Annotated in this window: 24 protein-coding genes; 7 read left to right on the plus strand and 17 right to left on the minus strand. The window is 61.8% G+C overall.

From position 1 onward, the window contains the following. Positions 1 to 28: 28 nt before the first annotated feature. The 8 genes from truA to infA all read right to left on the minus strand — a co-directional run bounded on the left by truA (position 29) and on the right by infA (position 4939). Positions 29 to 877: a tRNA pseudouridine(38-40) synthase TruA gene (gene truA, locus ASG84_RS03545; RefSeq protein WP_057475797.1), complete on the minus strand. Its 849-nt coding sequence runs from the start codon at positions 875 to 877 to the stop codon at positions 29 to 31. 70 nt (positions 878 to 947) lie between these two features. After that, positions 948 to 1697, minus strand: a complete 750-nt coding sequence (rplQ, locus tag ASG84_RS03550) for a 50S ribosomal protein L17, sunset domain variant (protein ID WP_057475659.1) — start codon at positions 1695 to 1697, stop codon at positions 948 to 950. Between the two features lie 34 nt (positions 1698 to 1731). Continuing rightward, positions 1732 to 2796, minus strand: a complete 1065-nt coding sequence (locus tag ASG84_RS03555; protein ID WP_032376654.1) for a DNA-directed RNA polymerase subunit alpha — start codon at positions 2794 to 2796, stop codon at positions 1732 to 1734. 99 nt (positions 2797 to 2895) lie between these two features. Next, a complete protein-coding gene (rpsD, locus tag ASG84_RS03560) occupies positions 2896 to 3501 on the minus strand; it encodes a 30S ribosomal protein S4 (RefSeq protein WP_008718223.1) in 606 nt (201 codons plus the stop codon). 21 nt (positions 3502 to 3522) lie between these two features. After that, positions 3523 to 3936 carry a 30S ribosomal protein S11 gene (rpsK, locus tag ASG84_RS03565; protein WP_027496331.1) on the minus strand — a complete coding sequence of 138 codons (414 nt, stop codon included), beginning with the start codon at positions 3934 to 3936 and terminating at the stop codon, positions 3523 to 3525. Then, positions 3936 to 4310 carry a 30S ribosomal protein S13 gene (gene rpsM / locus ASG84_RS03570; RefSeq protein ID WP_057475660.1) on the minus strand — a complete coding sequence of 125 codons (375 nt, stop codon included), beginning with the start codon at positions 4308 to 4310 and terminating at the stop codon, positions 3936 to 3938. Before rpsM ends, rpsK begins: the two co-directional genes overlap by 1 nt. 204 nt (positions 4311 to 4514) lie before the next feature. Continuing rightward, entirely contained in the window at positions 4515 to 4628 is a 114-nt protein-coding gene (gene rpmJ / locus ASG84_RS03575) for a 50S ribosomal protein L36 (RefSeq protein WP_025347279.1), read from the minus strand. An 89-nt stretch (positions 4629 to 4717) separates the two neighbouring features. After that, positions 4718 to 4939, minus strand: coding sequence for a translation initiation factor IF-1 (infA, locus tag ASG84_RS03580; RefSeq protein WP_005140011.1), 222 nt, complete (start codon positions 4937 to 4939; stop codon positions 4718 to 4720). Between the two features lie 298 nt (positions 4940 to 5237). Between infA and ASG84_RS03585 the strand changes: the two genes are divergently transcribed. Further along, complete coding sequence (locus tag ASG84_RS03585; protein ID WP_327213059.1) at positions 5238 to 6131, plus strand: glycosyltransferase; 894 nt, start codon at positions 5238 to 5240, stop codon at positions 6129 to 6131. A 2-nt stretch (positions 6132 to 6133) separates the two neighbouring features. Here the strand turns inward: ASG84_RS03585 and map are convergent, their stop codons facing one another. The 9 genes from map to rpsH form a co-directional block, all read right to left on the minus strand. After that, positions 6134 to 6931 carry a type I methionyl aminopeptidase gene (gene map, locus ASG84_RS03590; protein WP_057475662.1) on the minus strand — a complete coding sequence of 266 codons (798 nt, stop codon included), beginning with the start codon at positions 6929 to 6931 and terminating at the stop codon, positions 6134 to 6136. Next, positions 6931 to 7485 carry an adenylate kinase gene (locus tag ASG84_RS03595; protein WP_057475663.1) on the minus strand — a complete coding sequence of 185 codons (555 nt, stop codon included), beginning with the start codon at positions 7483 to 7485 and terminating at the stop codon, positions 6931 to 6933. Before ASG84_RS03595 ends, map begins: the two co-directional genes overlap by 1 nt. Next, positions 7482 to 8801: a preprotein translocase subunit SecY gene (gene secY / locus ASG84_RS03600; protein ID WP_057475664.1), complete on the minus strand. Its 1320-nt coding sequence runs from the start codon at positions 8799 to 8801 to the stop codon at positions 7482 to 7484. Before secY ends, ASG84_RS03595 begins: the two co-directional genes overlap by 4 nt. 313 nt (positions 8802 to 9114) lie before the next feature. Further along, positions 9115 to 9558 (minus strand): 50S ribosomal protein L15, encoded by a 444-nt coding sequence (gene rplO / locus ASG84_RS03605; protein WP_027496326.1) that lies wholly within the window; start codon positions 9556 to 9558, stop codon positions 9115 to 9117. A 2-nt stretch (positions 9559 to 9560) separates the two neighbouring features. Then, positions 9561 to 9740 carry a 50S ribosomal protein L30 gene (gene rpmD, locus ASG84_RS03610; protein ID WP_008718256.1) on the minus strand — a complete coding sequence of 60 codons (180 nt, stop codon included), beginning with the start codon at positions 9738 to 9740 and terminating at the stop codon, positions 9561 to 9563. Further along, on the minus strand, positions 9740 to 10414 hold the full coding sequence (rpsE, locus tag ASG84_RS03615) for a 30S ribosomal protein S5 (RefSeq protein ID WP_032365630.1): 675 nt from the start codon (positions 10412 to 10414) through the stop codon (positions 9740 to 9742). The genes rpmD and rpsE overlap by 1 nt, the downstream gene beginning before the upstream one ends. 34 nt (positions 10415 to 10448) lie before the next feature. Beyond that, positions 10449 to 10865 carry a 50S ribosomal protein L18 gene (rplR, locus tag ASG84_RS03620; RefSeq protein ID WP_032365631.1) on the minus strand — a complete coding sequence of 139 codons (417 nt, stop codon included), beginning with the start codon at positions 10863 to 10865 and terminating at the stop codon, positions 10449 to 10451. Position 10866: 1 nt separating this feature from the next. Next, positions 10867 to 11406 (minus strand): 50S ribosomal protein L6, encoded by a 540-nt coding sequence (rplF, locus tag ASG84_RS03625; protein WP_032376650.1) that lies wholly within the window; start codon positions 11404 to 11406, stop codon positions 10867 to 10869. A 14-nt stretch (positions 11407 to 11420) separates the two neighbouring features. Further along, the gene (gene rpsH / locus ASG84_RS03630) at positions 11421 to 11819 is read right to left on the minus strand and encodes a 30S ribosomal protein S8 (protein WP_008718266.1); all 399 of its coding nucleotides are present in this window, start codon (positions 11817 to 11819) and stop codon (positions 11421 to 11423) included. 497 nt (positions 11820 to 12316) lie between these two features. Here rpsH and ASG84_RS03635 point away from each other — a divergent pair, with 497 nt between their 5' ends. The 6 genes from ASG84_RS03635 to ASG84_RS03660 all read left to right on the plus strand — a co-directional run bounded on the left by ASG84_RS03635 (position 12317) and on the right by ASG84_RS03660 (position 15350). Then, entirely contained in the window at positions 12317 to 12622 is a 306-nt protein-coding gene (locus ASG84_RS03635) for a WXG100 family type VII secretion target (RefSeq protein ID WP_156399369.1), read from the plus strand. Next, complete coding sequence (locus ASG84_RS03640) at positions 12622 to 12909, plus strand: WXG100 family type VII secretion target (RefSeq protein WP_057475666.1); 288 nt, start codon at positions 12622 to 12624, stop codon at positions 12907 to 12909. The genes ASG84_RS03635 and ASG84_RS03640 overlap by 1 nt, the downstream gene beginning before the upstream one ends. Then, positions 12909 to 14111, plus strand: coding sequence for a colicin E3/pyocin S6 family cytotoxin (locus ASG84_RS03645; RefSeq protein ID WP_082520776.1), 1203 nt, complete (start codon positions 12909 to 12911; stop codon positions 14109 to 14111). The genes ASG84_RS03640 and ASG84_RS03645 overlap by 1 nt, the downstream gene beginning before the upstream one ends. A 109-nt stretch (positions 14112 to 14220) precedes the next feature. Beyond that, positions 14221 to 14472 carry a DUF7683 domain-containing protein gene (locus ASG84_RS03650; RefSeq protein ID WP_156399370.1) on the plus strand — a complete coding sequence of 84 codons (252 nt, stop codon included), beginning with the start codon at positions 14221 to 14223 and terminating at the stop codon, positions 14470 to 14472. 249 nt (positions 14473 to 14721) lie between these two features. Then, positions 14722 to 14967, plus strand: a complete 246-nt coding sequence (locus ASG84_RS28695) for a DUF7683 domain-containing protein (protein WP_057475669.1) — start codon at positions 14722 to 14724, stop codon at positions 14965 to 14967. 143 nt (positions 14968 to 15110) lie between these two features. Beyond that, positions 15111 to 15350, plus strand: a complete 240-nt coding sequence (locus tag ASG84_RS03660) for a DUF7683 domain-containing protein (RefSeq protein ID WP_057475670.1) — start codon at positions 15111 to 15113, stop codon at positions 15348 to 15350. The last annotated feature ends 177 nt before the right edge of the window (positions 15351 to 15527 follow it).

Here is a 15527-nt window from a genome sequence, read left to right on the forward strand (position 1 = left end):
TTCCGACATTAGCCCCGGCGACGGTTCGTCAGCCCTCTCCCCCACAGCATTCCTCGGCCGAGACCGCAGTTCTCATCTCTCGGGTGGCGGCGTTTCGTGCGGCGAGCTCGTCGGGCGGCGGATAATCGACGCGGACCAGCGAGAGTCCGTGTGCCGGAGCCACTGTCACCTCACTGGAGCGATCACGCCGGGTCAACAGAGACCGCGCCCAATCCGGTGTTCGACGTCCTTCCCCCACCGCCTGCATTGCTCCGACGAGGCTGCGCACCATCGACCAGCAGAATGCGTCGGCGCTGACGTACGCGGTGAGGCGGTCACCATCGCGTTCCCAGTCGAACCGCTGCAGTTCTCGCACCGTGGTCGCACCGTCTCGCCGCTTGCAGAACGCTGCGAAGTCGTGCAGTCCGATCAGCGCATGCGACGCCTCGCGTACGGCGTCCAAGTCCACGGGCCGCGGCCAGGACACGACGCCGGCCACGTCGAGAGGGTCGACCCCGTACAGAGCGGTACTGAATCGGTACTCGTAGTGTCGGCGATACGCCGAGAAACGCGCATCGAAATCGAGGGGGACGGTACTGATGTCTCGCACCCGGACATCGGTGGGCAGAAACCGGGCCATGCGCCGGACCAACCGGGTGTGGTCATCCGGAACGTCGACGGCATCGAAGTGTGCAACTTGACCGCTCGCGTGGACTCCTGCGTCGGTTCGTCCGGCGACGGTCAGCTCGATCGGTTGGCGAAGCACGGTCGAGAAAGCTTGTTCGAGCACACCGCAGACCGTACGAATACCCGGTTGACGCGCCCATCCGGAGAAGTTCGTGCCGTCGTAAGAGATGTCGAGTCTCACACGGACTACCGAAGTGGACCCTGGCGACAGACGGACGAGCCCGCCACCACTACGGGTGACGGGCTCGTCTGTGGAACGTTGTTCCTCGGGCACCTGAATATCAGGCGTCGTCGGACTTCTGCTGCGACTTCGGCAGCGAGTAGCCCGCTGCTTCGGCGTCAGCCTCGGTGGCGAACCAGATCTCGGGAACAGTCGACTCGTAGAAGCGACTTCCGGGAACGTGGTACAGCATCGAGTCGGCGTTGCCCTTGATCGGGAACCCCTCGGGCTGGCTGCCGTCTTCGAGTACAGCATGACTTCCGGCAGCATCATCGGCGTTGGACGCGTGGGCGTCGTTGTCCTCGATGCCGTCGATGACTGCGTCGGCGTTCGCAACCTCGGCGTCGGTCGCGTCGGCTTCGACGGCCTCGACGACGTTGTCCGTGGACGACTCGGCAGCGGGAGCCTTCGATGCCTTCACGCGACGTGCGCGGTCGGCTTCGTTGGACACCGTCTGCTCGTCGACGAGCTCGATGATGGCCATCGGCGAGTTGTCACCCTTGCGGGGGACGGTCTTGATGATGCGCGTGTAGCCACCGTCGCGATCGGCGAAGAAAGGCCCGATCTCGGCGAAGAGCTTGTGCACGACATCTTTGTTGTTGATCGTCTTGAGAACCTCACGACGATGAGCCAGATCACCCTTTTTGGCGTGGGTGACGAGCTTCTCGGCATGGGGACGAAGGCGCTTGGCCTTCGACTCGGTGGTGGTGATGCGGCCGTGCTCGAAGAGTGACGTCGCCAGGTTGGCCAGGATGGCCTTCTGGTGCGACGCCGACCCGCCGAGACGGCGGCCCTTGGTGGGCTTGGGCATGATGAATCTCCTAGTAAGAGCTCCAGCGAGCTGATTACAGCTGTTCTGTCTCGGCGTAGTCCTGCTCGGCACCTTCGGTGTCGCTGAAGGAGCCGGCGTCGGTGTCACTCCACGTACCCGTGGTGGCGTCGTAGCCAGGCACGGTGGTCGGATCGAACGACGCGGGGCTGTCCTTGAGGGAGAGGCCGAGCGAATGCAGCTTGACCTTCACCTCGTCGATGGACTTCTGCCCGAAGTTACGGATGTCGAGCAGATCGGACTCGGTACGACCAACCAGCTCACCGACGGTGTGAACACCTTCGCGCTTGAGGCAGTTGTAGGAGCGGACGGTGAGGTCCAGATCCTCGATGGGGAGTCCGAACGAAGCGATGTGATCGGCCTCGGCGGGCGAGGGTCCGATCTCGATGCCTTCTGCTTCGACGTTCAGCTCACGGGCGAGGCCGAAGAGCTCAACCAGGGTCTTGCCCGCCGAAGCGAGCGCGTCCCGCGCGGTGATGGAATTCTTGGTTTCCACGTCGAGAACGAGCCGATCGAAGTCGGTGCGCTGTTCGACGCGGGTGGCTTCCACCTTGTAGGTGACCTTGAGCACGGGTGAGTAGATCGAGTCGACCGGAATGCGGCCGATCTCGGCACCCGATGCCTTGTTCTGAACGGCGGGGACGTAGCCGCGACCGCGCTCGACGACGAGTTCGATCTCCAACTTGCCCTTGTCGTTCAGGGTCGCAATGTGCAGATCAGGGTTGTTCACCGTCACGCCGGCCGGGGGAACGATGTCGCCTGCGGTGACAGCGCCGGGGCCCTGCTTGCGGACGTACATGGTGACCGGTTCGTCTTCTTCGGAGCTCACGACGAGGCCCTTGAGGTTCAGAATGATGTCGGTGACATCTTCCTTCACACCGGGGACCGTGGTGAATTCGTGGAGAACGCCGTCGATACGGATGCTGGTGACAGCAGCGCCGGGGATCGACGAGAGCAGGGTGCGGCGGAGCGAGTTGCCGAGTGTGTAACCGAAGCCGGGCTCGAGCGGCTCGATGACGAATTTCGAGCGGTTGTCGGCGATGACCTCTTCGGTCAGCGTCGGGCGCTGTGAAATGAGCATTGTGTGTTCCTCCTGTACGGGCGTCCGCTATTTGACGCCCACGTGTGGAGGCGAAGACGCATGTGAGCCTCGCGAGGAGACTCACATGCGTGCTGCGCCTTACTTCGAGTAGTACTCGACGATGAGCTGCTCCTGGAGCGGCACGTCGATCTGTGCGCGCTCCGGCACCCGGTGAACCAGGATGCGAAGACGGTTGGGAACGACCTGCAGCCACGGTGCGACGGGACGGTCGCCGTAGCTCTCACGGGCGATCTGGATCGGCAGTGTCTGTGCGGACTTCTCGCGGACATCGATGATGTCGTACTGCGAGACGCGGTAGCTGGGGATGTCCACTCGCTTGTTGTTCACGAGGAAGTGGCCGTGGGTGACCAGCTGGCGTGCCTGACGACGCGTGCGTGCGAGTCCCGCACGGTAGACGACGTTGTCGAGACGAGTCTCGAGGATGGTCAGCAGGTTCTCACCGGTCTTGCCGGCGGCCCTGTTGGCTTCCTTGTAGTACAGGCGGAACTGCTTCTCCATGACGCCGTAGGTGAAGCGAGCCTTCTGCTTCTCCTGCAGCTGCAGGAGGTACTCGCTCTCCTTGATCCGCGCGCGGCCGTGCTGGCCGGGCGGGTACGGACGACGCTCGAACGCTTGGTCGCCTCCGACGAGGTCGACGCGCAGACGACGCGACTTGCGGGTGATAGGACCGGTATAACGTGCCATTTTCTAAACCTTTCCTTCCCGCTAGACCCGACGCCGCTTGGGCGGACGGCAGCCGTTGTGCGGCTGAGGGGTGACATCGGAGATGGTGCCGACTTCGAGGCCAGCGGCCTGAAGCGAGCGGATAGCGGTCTCACGGCCGGAGCCGGGACCCTTGACGAACACGTCGACCTTCTTGACGCCGTGCTCCTGTGCCTTGCGCGCAGCGTTCTCGGCTGCGAGCTGTGCGGCGAACGGAGTCGACTTGCGCGAGCCCTTGAAGCCCACGTGTCCCGAGGAAGCCCATGAGATGACGTTTCCGGCGGGGTCGGTGATCGACACGATCGTGTTGTTGAACGTGCTCTTGATGTGCGCAGATCCGTGCGGGACGTTCTTCTTGTCCCTGCGACGCGTCTTCTGCGCCTTCTTCGGACCGGTACCGCGTGCTTTGGGGGGCATTACTTCGCCTTCTTCTTGCCGGCAATGGTGCGCTTGGGTCCCTTACGGGTACGCGCATTGGTCTTGGTGCGCTGTCCACGGACGGGCAGACCACGACGGTGGCGAAGACCCTGGTAGCAGCCGATTTCGATCTTGCGTCGGATGTCGGCCTGAACCTCGCGGCGCAGGTCGCCCTCGACCTTGAGGGACTCGTTGATGTAATCGCTGAGCTTGCGCAGATCGTCGTCGCCGAGATCCTTGCTGCGCAGGTCGGCGCTGACGCCGGTTGCTGCGAGAATTTCCTTGGAGCGGGTACGGCCGACGCCGTAGATGTAAGTCAGTGCGATCTCCATGCGCTTTTCGCGCGGCAGATCCACACCTGCGAGACGTGCCATGTGGCATTTCCTTTTCTTGTCCGGAGGTCTGCTCCCAGTCCGTCCCCTGTGTCCTTCTCACCGCTGGGGTGTGAAGCGTCTTTCAACCAACTCAGTGGGGCCCCGGCCTCCGTGCCGGGGGTATGCCGCAACGCGTGTGTCGCGGTTGGTGCTGGGAGGTCATCTTCTAGCTGTTGCCAAGCCGATGTGCGAAAAGCTCGGTGGTTATCCCTGACGCTGCTTGTGACGCAGGTTGTCGCAGATCACCATGACGCGTCCGTTACGACGAATCACCTTGCACTTCTCGCAGATCTTCTTGACGCTCGGCTGAACCTTCACGTCGTTGATCTCCTGTGTGTAGCTCGAATCCGCTGCAGGCAGCGGTTCCAAGCATGGTTCCCCCCGACCGGACGTGGCCGGGGAAGCTCTTACTTGTAGCGGTAAACGATGCGTCCACGCGTGAGGTCGTAGGGCGAAAGCTCTACCACGACGCGATCCTCGGGAAGGATGCGAATGTAGTGCTGACGCATCTTTCCGCTGATGTGAGCGAGCACCTTGTGGCCGTTTTCGAGCTCAATGCGGAACATCGCATTGGGCAGTGGTTCGACGACTCGGCCCTCTACCTCGATAGCACCGTCTTTCTTGGCCATATCCTCCGCGATCCTGGCTCTCACACCTGGTTGATTGCATCTGTTTCCGTTACCGTGATGCGCACTGACCGACCCGATCACTCGAGCCTGCGTGTCGCCGGAACCGCTCGCAGCCCATGCGGGCATACGAACATCCGGTACGCAGGGCGCACCGTCGATCTATGTTACCGGCAAACACACATCTGGCCAAATGCGCGCGAAGCGGGCACGAAACACCTCGGCTGGCCGCGCGCGACCAAAGAAGCTAACGTTTCGTCCGCCCATCATCGTGCAGCGTCCGAGCCCGCAAGGTGCCCTCTTGAGTTCCAACCCGTCCGGAGGCGGCCTCTCCGTCTCCGTGATCATTCCCGTACACAACGCCAAGGCCCTACTCGACGAGCAATTGAGCGCGCTCGCGCATCAGGACTACGACGGCCCATTCGAAGTCATCGTCAGCGACAACGGCTCGACCGACGGCGTGCGTCAGTTCGTGAAGAACCACGACCTACGAACCCGACTGAACCTGAAGTACGTCGATGCGTCCGGTACCGCAGGCGCATCGTTCGCGCGCAACCGTGGGGCGGAGGCAGCAGACGGCCCACTTCTGGCTTTCTGCGACGCCGACGACGTCGTGCACCCGACGTGGCTGCGACGCATCACTACCGAGCTCGACTGCTACGACCTCGTGGGAACCGGTCTGAGCACCGCGGCACTGAACTCGGAATCCACGCGAGCCGCCGTTCCGTTCGCCCCACCTTCGAATCAGGGCAAGTCACCATTCCGACCGTTCGTCATCGGTGCGAGCATGGCGTGCCGCGCGTCGACCTACCGAGATCTCGGAGGGATGCTCGAATTCGTCCATGCCAGCGAGGACATGGAATTCTCCTGGCGCGCGCAGCAATCGGGTGCCCGCCTGCACTTCATAGCCGAGCCGCTGGTCGAATACCGTTTGCGCACGGGCTACCGAGACAATTGGGCACAAGCGGGGGCACTCGGCTACGGGTCGGCCCATGTCCGTGGAATGTACCGTGCCAGCGGATGCCCGCCGTTCCGAGTCCGTACAACAATCGTCGCGCTACTCGCGCTTGCACTGCGAAACCCGCTGCTGCCGACCACACTGACCCGGATGCCGACGCGCCTCTGGCTACGTTTGACGGCTGCCCACCTCGGACTCATCCGAGGGGGCCGTCGTTACGGATCGTTGGCCTGGTAACTCTAACTGGGCCGAACCGTCAGGATTCGCGGGCCGTCCTCGGTCACTGCGACCGTATGTTCCCAGTGCGCCGAGCGCGATCCGTCGGTCGTGACGACGGTCCATCCATCTTCCAGAATGTCGGTGTCGTAGGTCCCGAGAGTCAGCATCGGCTCGATCGCGAGCGTCGATCCAACGACCAGCTCGGGGCCCTTGCCCGGAGCACCCTCGTTCGCCAGGAACGGATCCATGTGCATCTCGCGGCCGATTCCGTGACCGCCGTAGCCGTCCACAATGCCGTACTTGCGGCCGTGCGCTTTCTCCGCCGCGTGTGTTCCGGACTCGATGGCATGCGAGACATCGGTCAGTCGGTTCCCGGGAAGCATTGCTGCGATACCGGCTTCCATCGACAGTCTCGTCGCCTCACTCAGCATTGCATCGGCCTCGATGATGTCTCCGACGCCGAACGTCCACGCCGAGTCTCCGTGCCACCCGTCGAGCACTGCACCACAATCGATCGACACCAGATCGCCTGCAGCCAAGACTTCGTCTGCGGACGGAATGCCGTGCACCACACGATCGTTCACCGAGGAGCAGATGCTGCCGGTGAAGCCGTGGTACCCCAGAAACGACGGTACTGCCCCGGCGTCTCGAATCACTGCTTCGGCCACTCGATCCAGCTCGAGTGTGGAGACGCCGGGAACCGCCGCATTTCTGACGGCAACCAGCGCCGCACCGACGACCGCACCGGCGGCCGCCATTGCGTCGAGCTCACCAGCGCTACGAAACGGGACGACTTTGCGTTTACGGCCGAACGCCATTACTTGCCGTGGTCCTCGATGGACTTCAGCGCACGTGCGTTGACCTCGTCCACCTCGCCGATTGCATCGACCGTGACGAGCTCGTCGGCGTAGTAGTCCAGCAGCGGTGCGGTCTCGTCTCGGTACACCTTGAGTCGATTGCGGATGACGTCTTCTTTGTCGTCCTCGCGACCGCGCGCAAGCATCCGCTCGACGACGATGTCCTCGTCGACGACGAACGACAGTACGGCGTCGAGCTTCGCGTTCAGATCGGACAGGATCTCCACAAGAGCCTCGGCCTGACCGACCGAGCGTGGGAATCCGTCGAGAAGAAAGCCGTTGACGGCATCGGGCTCGGCGAGACGACTACGGACCATGTCGACAGTCAACTCACTCGGAACCAGATCGCCGGCGTCGAGGTACTTCTTGGCTTCGAGGCCGAGCGGTGTCTTCTCGCCGATGTTCGCGCGGAACAGATCTCCGGTCGAGATGTGCGGCACGCCCAGCTTCTCGGAGAGGAGAACGGCTTGAGTGCCTTTGCCGGCACCGGGGGGACCGAGCAGAACAAGTCTCACTTGAGGAACCCTTCGTAGTTACGCTGCATCAGCTGGCTTTCGATCTGCTTCACGGTGTCCAGGCCGACGCTGACCATGATCAGTACGGCAGTTCCACCGAACGGGAGGTTCTGGCCTCCGCCCGAACCGATGTCGAGGAAGAGATTCGGAAGCACGGCAATGGTGCCCAGGTATATGGATCCGGGCAACGTGATGCGACTGAGGACGTAGTTCAGATAATCGGCGGTCGGCTTGCCGGGACGAATGCCAGGAATGAATCCGCCGAACTTCTTCATTTCGTCGGCGCGCTCTTCCGGATTGAACGTGATCGCCACGTAGAAGTACGTGAAGAAGACGATGAGCCCGAAGAAGATCGCGATGTAGACGGGGTTGGCAGGGTTCACCAGGTACTCGTTGATGATGCGCTGCCACCAGCTGGGATCCGTTGCGGTGCTCGCAGATGTGAGCTGCGCGATCAGATTGGGTAGGTAGAGCAACGAAGACGCGAAAATCACCGGGATGACGCCGGCCTGGTTGACCTTGAGCGGAAGATAGGTCGACGAGCCGCCGTACATCTTTCGACCGACCATGCGCTTGGCGTACTGGACCGGAATACGACGCTGACCCTGCTCGACGAAAATCACGCCGGCGATGATGAGGAACGCTGCGAAGCAGACGAACCCGAACACCAGTCCACCGCGGCTCTCGAGGATCGAGTTGCCCTCGGAGGGGATGCGCGAGGCAATTCCGGCGAAGATCAGCAGCGACATACCGTTGCCGACACCGCGCTCGGTGATGACCTCGCCGAACCACATCACGACGGCTGCACCTGCAGTCATGACGAGCACGATGATGACGAGCCCGAAAATGGACTGGTCGGCGATGATGTCCTGCTGGCATCCCTGGAGCAGCTGGCCGCGCGAAGCGAGGGCCACCAGCCCGGTCGCCTGCAGGATGGCCAGCGCGATCGACAGGTAACGCGTGTACTGCGTCATCTTCGCCTGGCCCGACTGTCCCTCCTTGCGGAGTTCCTCGAACTTGGGGATGACGACGGTGAGCAGCTGCACGATGATGCTGGCGGTGATGTACGGCATGATGCCGATCGCGAACACCGAGAGCTGAAGGAGCGCTCCACCGGAGAACAGGTTGATCAACGAGTAGATGCCCGCCGAGTCTCCACCGGAGACCTGGTCGATGCATGCTCGGACATTGGCGTAGTCGACACCCGGCGACGGCAGCGTTGCACCGAAGCGATACAGGGCCACCAGACCGAGCGTGAAGAGGATCTTCCGTCTCAGGTCAGGAGTCCTGAGGGCCGACACGAAGGCGGAAAGCAAAGATCCTCCTGGCACGACTGCGTTGACGCTGCAAGTGCTTCACCGGGAGCAACTTGCGCTCCCGTGAGCCTCACGAGCATGGACTGCGAACGACGTACGTCGACCGCATCGATACGAACTTCTCTGAACTCTAGAACTCTAACAGTGCGCATCGAACCGCCCGACGGTCAGTGTTGGACCCGGCCGATCGGTCGATGGACACGACATTCTGTGTAGGCAACGATGGCCGCAGCTCAGCTGCAAGAGCTGTGGCTGCGGCCATCGTCACGAACTGATGCTCGAAGCGCTGCTACTCAGCACATCGAAGCAATGCTCATACCTCGGTTGCAGAACCGCCGGCAGCGGCGATCTTTTCCTTGGCAGAGCCCGTGAACTTGTTGGCCGAGATATCGACCTTCACGGTGAGGTTTCCGTCTCCGAGAACCTTGACGAGCTCGTTCTTGCGAACAGCTCCCTTGGCGATCAGCTCGGGGATACCGATCTGGCCACCCTCGGGGAACAGACGCTCGATGTCGCGCAGGTTCACGACCTGGAACACGACACGGTTGCGGTTGGTGAAGCCCTTGAGCTTCGGGAGCCGCATGTGGAGGGGCATCTGGCCACCCTCGAAGCGTGCCGGCACGTTCTTGCGTGCGCCGGTTCCCTTGGTACCGCGACCTGCGGTCTTGCCGCGCTTGCCACCTTCACCACGGCCGACGCGAATCTTCGTCGACTTGGATCCGGCTGCGGGGCGCAGGTGGTGCAGTTTGATGGTCATGGTTAGACCTCCTCAACAGTTACGAGGTGGCGCACCGTGTTGACCAGTCCGCGGTTCTGCGGGTTGTCCTCGCGGACGACCGTCTGGCGGATGCCCTTGAGCCCGAGAGTACGCAGGCTGTCACGCTGGTTCGCCTTCTGGCCGATGGTGCTCTTGATCTGAGTGACCTTCAGCTGAGCCATTACTTCACCGCTCCTGCCTGTGCGCGTGCGCGCAGCATTCCGGCGGGTGCAACCTCTTCGAGGGTCAGGCCGCGGCGAGCCGCAACTTCCTCGGGACGCTGCAGACCCTTGAGGGCTGCGACGGTCGCGTGCACGACGTTGATGGCGTTGTCGCTACCGAGCGACTTCGACAGCACGTCGTGGACACCGGCGCACTCCAGCACTGCGCGCACAGCGCCACCGGCGATGACGCCGGTACCGGCGCTGGCCGGCCGCAACATGACGACGCCGGCAGCGGCTTCGCCCTGGATGGGGTGCGTGATGGTGCCGGCGATCATCGGGACGCGGAAGAAGCTCTTACGAGCCTCCTCGACACCCTTCTGGATGGCCGCGGGAACTTCCTTGGCCTTGCCGTAGCCGACGCCGACCAGTCCGTTGCCGTCACCGACGATGACGAGGGCGGTGAAGCTGAAGCGTCGACCACCCTTGACCACCTTGGAGACGCGGTTGATCGTGACGACCTTCTCGATGAAGTTCGACTTGTCCGCAGCGTTGCCGCCACGGCCGTTGTCACGACGGTCACGACCGCCACCACCGCGGTTGTCGCCGCGCTGGTTGTTGTCGCCACCTGCGTTGGGGCCACTGTTCTGTCCGGCGGGGCCGCTTCCGCCGTCACGCCGTTGACGTCCCGGCATCAGGCTGTCCTTCCGTTGTCAGTCATTGTCATCATCAGAACGTCAACCCGCCTTCGCGGGCAGCGTCTGCGAGTGCCGCGATGCGGCCGCTGTAGTTGTTGCCGCCGCGGTCGAACACGACTGCCTCGACGCCGGCTGCCTTCGCACGGCTGGCGATGAGCTCGCCGACCTTCGCGCTGACGGCCTTCTTGTCGCCCTCGAGTGCGCGCACATCGGCTTCGATGCTCGACGCGCTGGCCAGCGTGTGGCCGGCGAGGTCGTCGATCAACTGCACGTGGATGTGACGCGAGGACCGGTTGACGACCAAGCGCGGACGCTCGGGCGTTCCGGAGATCTTCTTGCGAAGGCGGAAGTGACGACGTGCCTTCGACAGGCGACGCTTCGTCGAAACGTCGGTGCCGCGCGGTGTGCGCTTGACGACGTTCGCCTTGTCTGCTGTTTGCTGGCTCATATCACTTACCCGTCTTTCCGACCTTGCGGCGGATCACTTCACCCTCGTAGCGGATGCCCTTGCCCTTGTACGGGTCCGGACGCCGCAAACGACGAATGTTGGCAGAGATCTGACCGACCTTCTGCTTGTCGATGCCGACAACGGTGAATCGCGTGGGCGACTCGACCGTGAACGTGATGCCCTCGGGTGCTTCGATCAGCACGGGATGGCTGTAACCGAGTGCGAACTCGAGGTCCTTGCCCTTGAGTACGACGCGGTAACCGACGCCGTGAATCTCCATCTTGGTGGTGTAACCGTTGGTGACACCGGTGATGAGGTTCGCAACGAGTGTGCGCGAGAGACCATGCAGCGAGCGGCTCTTACGCTCGTCGTCCGGCCGGGTGACGGCGATGGTGCCGTCGTCGGCGCGTGCGATCTTGATGGGCTCGGCGACTGTCAGGCTCAGGGCACCCTTGGGGCCCTTGACCGCAACGTCCTGGCCGTCGATGGTGATATCGACGCCAGCGGGGACTGGGACCGGCAATTTTCCAATACGTGACATGGTGGTGGCCTCCCCTACCAGACGTAGGCGAGGACTTCTCCGCCCACACCCTGCTTGGCAGCCTGACGCTCCGTGAGCAGACCAGTGGACGTGGAGATGATCGCCACGCCCAGGCCGCCGAGAACCTTGGGCAGATTGGTGGATTTTGCGTACACCCGGAGACCGGGCTTGGAGACGCGTCGCACGCCGGCGAGGCTGCGCTCACGGCTCGGGCCGTACTTCAGATCGACGATGAGGGTCTTGCCCACCTCGGCGTCTTCCGTGCGGTAATCGGAGATGTAGCCCTCGCGCTTGAGGATCTCGGCGATGTTCGCCTTGAGCTTCGAGTGGGGAAGCTTCACCTCGTCGTGGTACGCCGAATTGGCGTTGCGCAGACGAGTCAAGAAGTCTGCAATTGGATCGGTCATCGTCATGGTGTGACCTGTGCACCTTTCTCGCAGCGGTTCCCATGCAGCACGCGCGGGCTGGTGCCTGTGGGTTCCGGGGAACCCGCCGGGCCTGGCTCGTCACATCGTGGGCCTACAGCGAAGTGAACATGTCCTGACCGACTGTTGCCGGTCAGGGGTTGCGCTCCAAGCAATGCATCGCTGCACTGCCAGGTGTTACGAGCTTCCGCATGTTCAATGCTGACGTACGGAGTGCTCGAGGTTGCGTTTGTTGTATTGCAAGGACTCGCGTGCAGGCACGACGAAGCCCGGGCAACCGCTCTAGTGTAGGGAACCGGGTGCCATTCTCAAAATCGATCGTGGTAGTGCTCGAGGAGCACCCCGCGCAGGCACGGACGAGTTCGTAGGTTCGATGCAGTAGCCTTCCGACATCATTCCATCGCTCCGGGGGGTTCGATGCATTCGAAAGGTCTTTTCGAAACGGTCGGCGTCCGGCCGTGGCCGGGTCCGTCCCAGAAGACGCTGTGAGAGCCGATCCGGACCGCACACGTCGAGCCGCAGCCCGAATGTCCGGTCTCGCCGATGCGCTGTGGGACGACATCGACCTCATCCGCCGTGACGCCGACGAGTTGATGGAGTCCTCCTGGACGGGCAACGCGGCCGATTCCCACGCAGTTCTGTGGGCGGAATGGGTCGATTCGGCTCGGAAGATGTGTGGCGCGCTGAGCGAGGACGCTGCGCTGCTCGATCGCGTTGCAATCGACTACGCCGCAGCGGACAAGAAGATCGACGCGCACGAGATGGATTCCGGCCTGCGGTTGGACCGGTGATGGCACGCTATGTCGCCGACGTCGAGCGGATTCTCGCTCTTGTCGATCGCGCGCATGTAGTTGGAGCCACGATCGAATCCGCTATCGCCGATGTCGAGCGCGAGGTCAAGGATCTCGGCATCGAATGGGAGGGCGAAGCGGCCGAGGCGCACCGCTCGAAGCACGAGCTACTCCGGCAGGAACTGAACGATATGCGAACCGCGCTCGCCCAACTCGGCACGCTGGCACGAGGCGCCCATGATCGCTACCGCGCAGCCGTGGACCACAACAAGCGAATGTGGCCCTGATGGCCCCGATCAGCGTCGACCCGGACATCCTTGCCGATGCGGCTTCCCGGTACGGCAGCGCCAAGACCATATCGAGCGGCGCGATAGCGGACCTCGCCGCGGAACTCGACCGCAACTGGGGCTGCGCAGGCACCGACAACGCCGGAAAGTCTTGGGCCGACAGTTACGATTCCGCAGCATTCGACGCAGTTTCCGCAGCAACCGACATCACGAATGCGTTCGGCAAACTTCATGATCTGCTGGCGGCAACCGGCGTGAACCACGCCAACGCGGAGAATGCGAACACCGTTCCGCCGCCCCCACCGCTACCCGCTCCCCCACAACTTCCTCATACGGATACACCGCGCTTCAACGGTTCCTACGGCGGCGACACCGACGCTCCCATGGGGTGGGGCCTGATCACGCGATGGCTACAGGGCCACATGTGGCCCAACGGCGATCCGGACAAGCTCCGGGGTCTCGGAAGCGCGTGGTGCACCGCCGCCGAGGGGCTACGCCGAGCGAGCGACGCCACGAACTCCGCATGGACCGACGTCGAGGACCTTTCCTCCGACGAAATGCCGCAGGTCCTCGCCCAGATGGACGGCGTCTACATCGCTGCGCAGAACACCGCCGACCAATTCGACATACTCGCGAGCGCTTGCGGCGAGTGGGCCACCACCATTCAGGAGGCTCACCAGAGCGTCATCGATATCGTGGGGACGGCCATCGTTGCCGGCACGATCGCCGCTGCAGTTGCCGGCTTCTTCACACTCGGCGTGGGAACGGTCGCGGTTACTGGCGCGACGGGCAGCGTCATCGCCGGAAGTGTCATCGCCGTCCTCACCGGAGTGGAAGCGGCGTCGGCAATTGCCGTCGGTGTCACTGTGGCAACCGGGGCGGCGGCCATTGGAATTGCATTGGACGTGCAACCGCTCCTACAAGCAAGTCCGACGACCTTCAACGCAAACACCGGCGGAACCAATTGGCACTACAACCCTCCACCCAAAGCGGGTTTGCCGGGCTTTCCCGGCGCAAAGTACACCAAGCCCATGAACGGACGGAAGCGCTGGACCGACGACAAAGGAAATGTCTACGAATGGGACTATCAGCACGGCGCAGTGGAGAAATACAGCAAGAACGGTAAACACTTGGGGGAATACGATCCCAATACCGGGGTGCAAACCAAGCCTCCAGACCCCAGTCGCAAGCCGGGACGGTAAGCAACTGGCCGCCCAACATCCCAAAACCCTGAACATCCGCGAAAAGCTAGGCAACAATAACACCAAAATAAGAACTAGCACAACAGAATCAATACCTCTAGGAGGCAATATGTGGTATTTACAAGAATTCGATGATGCAACCGAAGTGCAGACAGAGATGCATCTACTACGCGACATGACCGTCGAAATTGTCAAAAATACCCTGCAGATCGATGACAGCGACTTCGACCTGCCCGTTGCGGTCGGTCAAAACGATGTGCCGGCCGAGAAGGTACCCGCCTTTGCTAGATACATGCAACGTCCGTTAGATGCAAAGGATGGACATTCGTACGAAGTATCCTTCCTCGCCGAACCCGAATAAATCTGATTTGCCTCGACCCCAATGAGGATGCAGGCTTCGCCCAAGCCGAAAATCGACGACCGAAATAACCAGTAAGCGTTAAATTACATCACCTTCCGCACGGCAAAGTCGTACAGTAAGAAAAGGAGTGCAAGCCCGGTTATGCTTCGGCTCAACATCTGAAAGAGCATGCGTTCTTCAAAACGCTGTAGAGATTTACAGCTAACAAATCCAATTCGGTACGGGTCAAATTGAAAGCGAGATTTCGGTATGTGGTACCTAGAAGCGTTCACTAACGCGACCGACGAGCGGACCGAGATCCATCTGCTTAACGATATGACTGTCGACATAGTGAAGAGAATATTAGGTATCGACGACAATCACTTCGACTTGCCGGTTGCAGTTCGCTCCAATGATGTTCCGCTCGATCTCGTTCGCGAGTTCGCGCAATACGCCCGGACTCCCATCAAGGCGGACCCCGATTGTGAGTATTGGGTCTCATTCCTTGCTGAATAGCCCATCGTAGGGAGTACCAGGACATTCGTACGAAGCTTCATTTCGCGCTGAACCGAAATAAATGTGACACTCCACGGCCGGAAGACATGCGGTTCGAGGAGGGACCGAGGCCGACCAGATCGATTCGGAATTAGAGAGACGGTATGTGGTATTTGGAATCTTATGATAGACGAACCGATTCGATCGCAAACAGCTATCGCCTGGTCGCTATTACAGGGGACGGGATCAGAGAGCTGATCGACGTCGATGAAGGTGGCCTTCCCTTAGAAATGGGACCATATCCAGTCGCATTGGCCGACGTGCCGAAGTTCGCGAAGTACATCGAGGGCGATTTCAGGATCAGCTCCGATAACGAGTACTTCATCGGCCTGTTCACCGACTGAGGAAGGGCAGTCTGACACCTGGAGGCCAGCTGTAACACGACTGAAACCAGGCCCGAAATTCACGTGCTCGAGAACATGACTGTCGACAACGAGAAACTGTCGCTCGGCACCTAACATCACAACGCGCCCTGACACGGCCCGGAGGTTCAGATACAAGCCTCGGGCACGTTCCAACCC

The sequence above is a fragment of the Rhodococcus sp. Leaf278 genome, from assembly GCF_001426085.1.
In the GTDB taxonomy this organism is placed as follows: Bacteria; Actinomycetota; Actinomycetes; order Mycobacteriales; family Mycobacteriaceae; genus Rhodococcoides.

What these genes read in the sequence shown, in the direction of transcription:
- rplR (WP_032365631.1), bottom strand. Translation starts at nt 10,865, where the DNA reads ATGAGCCAGCAAACAGCAGACAAGGCGAACGTCGTCAAGCGCACACCG.
- rplF (WP_032376650.1), bottom strand. Translation starts at nt 11,406, where the DNA reads ATGTCACGTATTGGAAAATTGCCGGTCCCAGTCCCCGCTGGCGTCGAT.
- ASG84_RS28695 (WP_057475669.1), top strand. Translation starts at nt 14,722, where the DNA reads ATGTGGTACCTAGAAGCGTTCACTAACGCGACCGACGAGCGGACCGAG.
- ASG84_RS03645 (WP_082520776.1), top strand. Translation starts at nt 12,909, where the DNA reads ATGGCCCCGATCAGCGTCGACCCGGACATCCTTGCCGATGCGGCTTCC.
- ASG84_RS03650 (WP_156399370.1), top strand. Translation starts at nt 14,221, where the DNA reads ATGTGGTATTTACAAGAATTCGATGATGCAACCGAAGTGCAGACAGAG.
- map (WP_057475662.1), bottom strand. Translation starts at nt 6,931, where the DNA reads ATGGCGTTCGGCCGTAAACGCAAAGTCGTCCCGTTTCGTAGCGCTGGT.
- rpsM (WP_057475660.1), bottom strand. Translation starts at nt 4,310, where the DNA reads ATGGCACGTCTCGCAGGTGTGGATCTGCCGCGCGAAAAGCGCATGGAG.
- rpsD (WP_008718223.1), bottom strand. Translation starts at nt 3,501, where the DNA reads ATGGCACGTTATACCGGTCCTATCACCCGCAAGTCGCGTCGTCTGCGC.
- rplO (WP_027496326.1), bottom strand. Translation starts at nt 9,558, where the DNA reads ATGACCATCAAACTGCACCACCTGCGCCCCGCAGCCGGATCCAAGTCG.
- infA (WP_005140011.1), bottom strand. Translation starts at nt 4,939, where the DNA reads ATGGCCAAGAAAGACGGTGCTATCGAGGTAGAGGGCCGAGTCGTCGAA.
- ASG84_RS03555 (WP_032376654.1), bottom strand. Translation starts at nt 2,796, where the DNA reads ATGCTCATTTCACAGCGCCCGACGCTGACCGAAGAGGTCATCGCCGAC.
- rpsK (WP_027496331.1), bottom strand. Translation starts at nt 3,936, where the DNA reads ATGCCCCCCAAAGCACGCGGTACCGGTCCGAAGAAGGCGCAGAAGACG.
- ASG84_RS03660 (WP_057475670.1), top strand. Translation starts at nt 15,111, where the DNA reads ATGTGGTATTTGGAATCTTATGATAGACGAACCGATTCGATCGCAAAC.
- rpmD (WP_008718256.1), bottom strand. Translation starts at nt 9,740, where the DNA reads ATGGCTCAGCTGAAGGTCACTCAGATCAAGAGCACCATCGGCCAGAAG.
- rplQ (WP_057475659.1), bottom strand. Translation starts at nt 1,697, where the DNA reads ATGCCCAAGCCCACCAAGGGCCGCCGTCTCGGCGGGTCGGCGTCGCAC.
- rpsE (WP_032365630.1), bottom strand. Translation starts at nt 10,414, where the DNA reads ATGCCGGGACGTCAACGGCGTGACGGCGGAAGCGGCCCCGCCGGACAG.
- ASG84_RS03640 (WP_057475666.1), top strand. Translation starts at nt 12,622, where the DNA reads ATGGCACGCTATGTCGCCGACGTCGAGCGGATTCTCGCTCTTGTCGAT.
- rpsH (WP_008718266.1), bottom strand. Translation starts at nt 11,819, where the DNA reads ATGACGATGACCGATCCAATTGCAGACTTCTTGACTCGTCTGCGCAAC.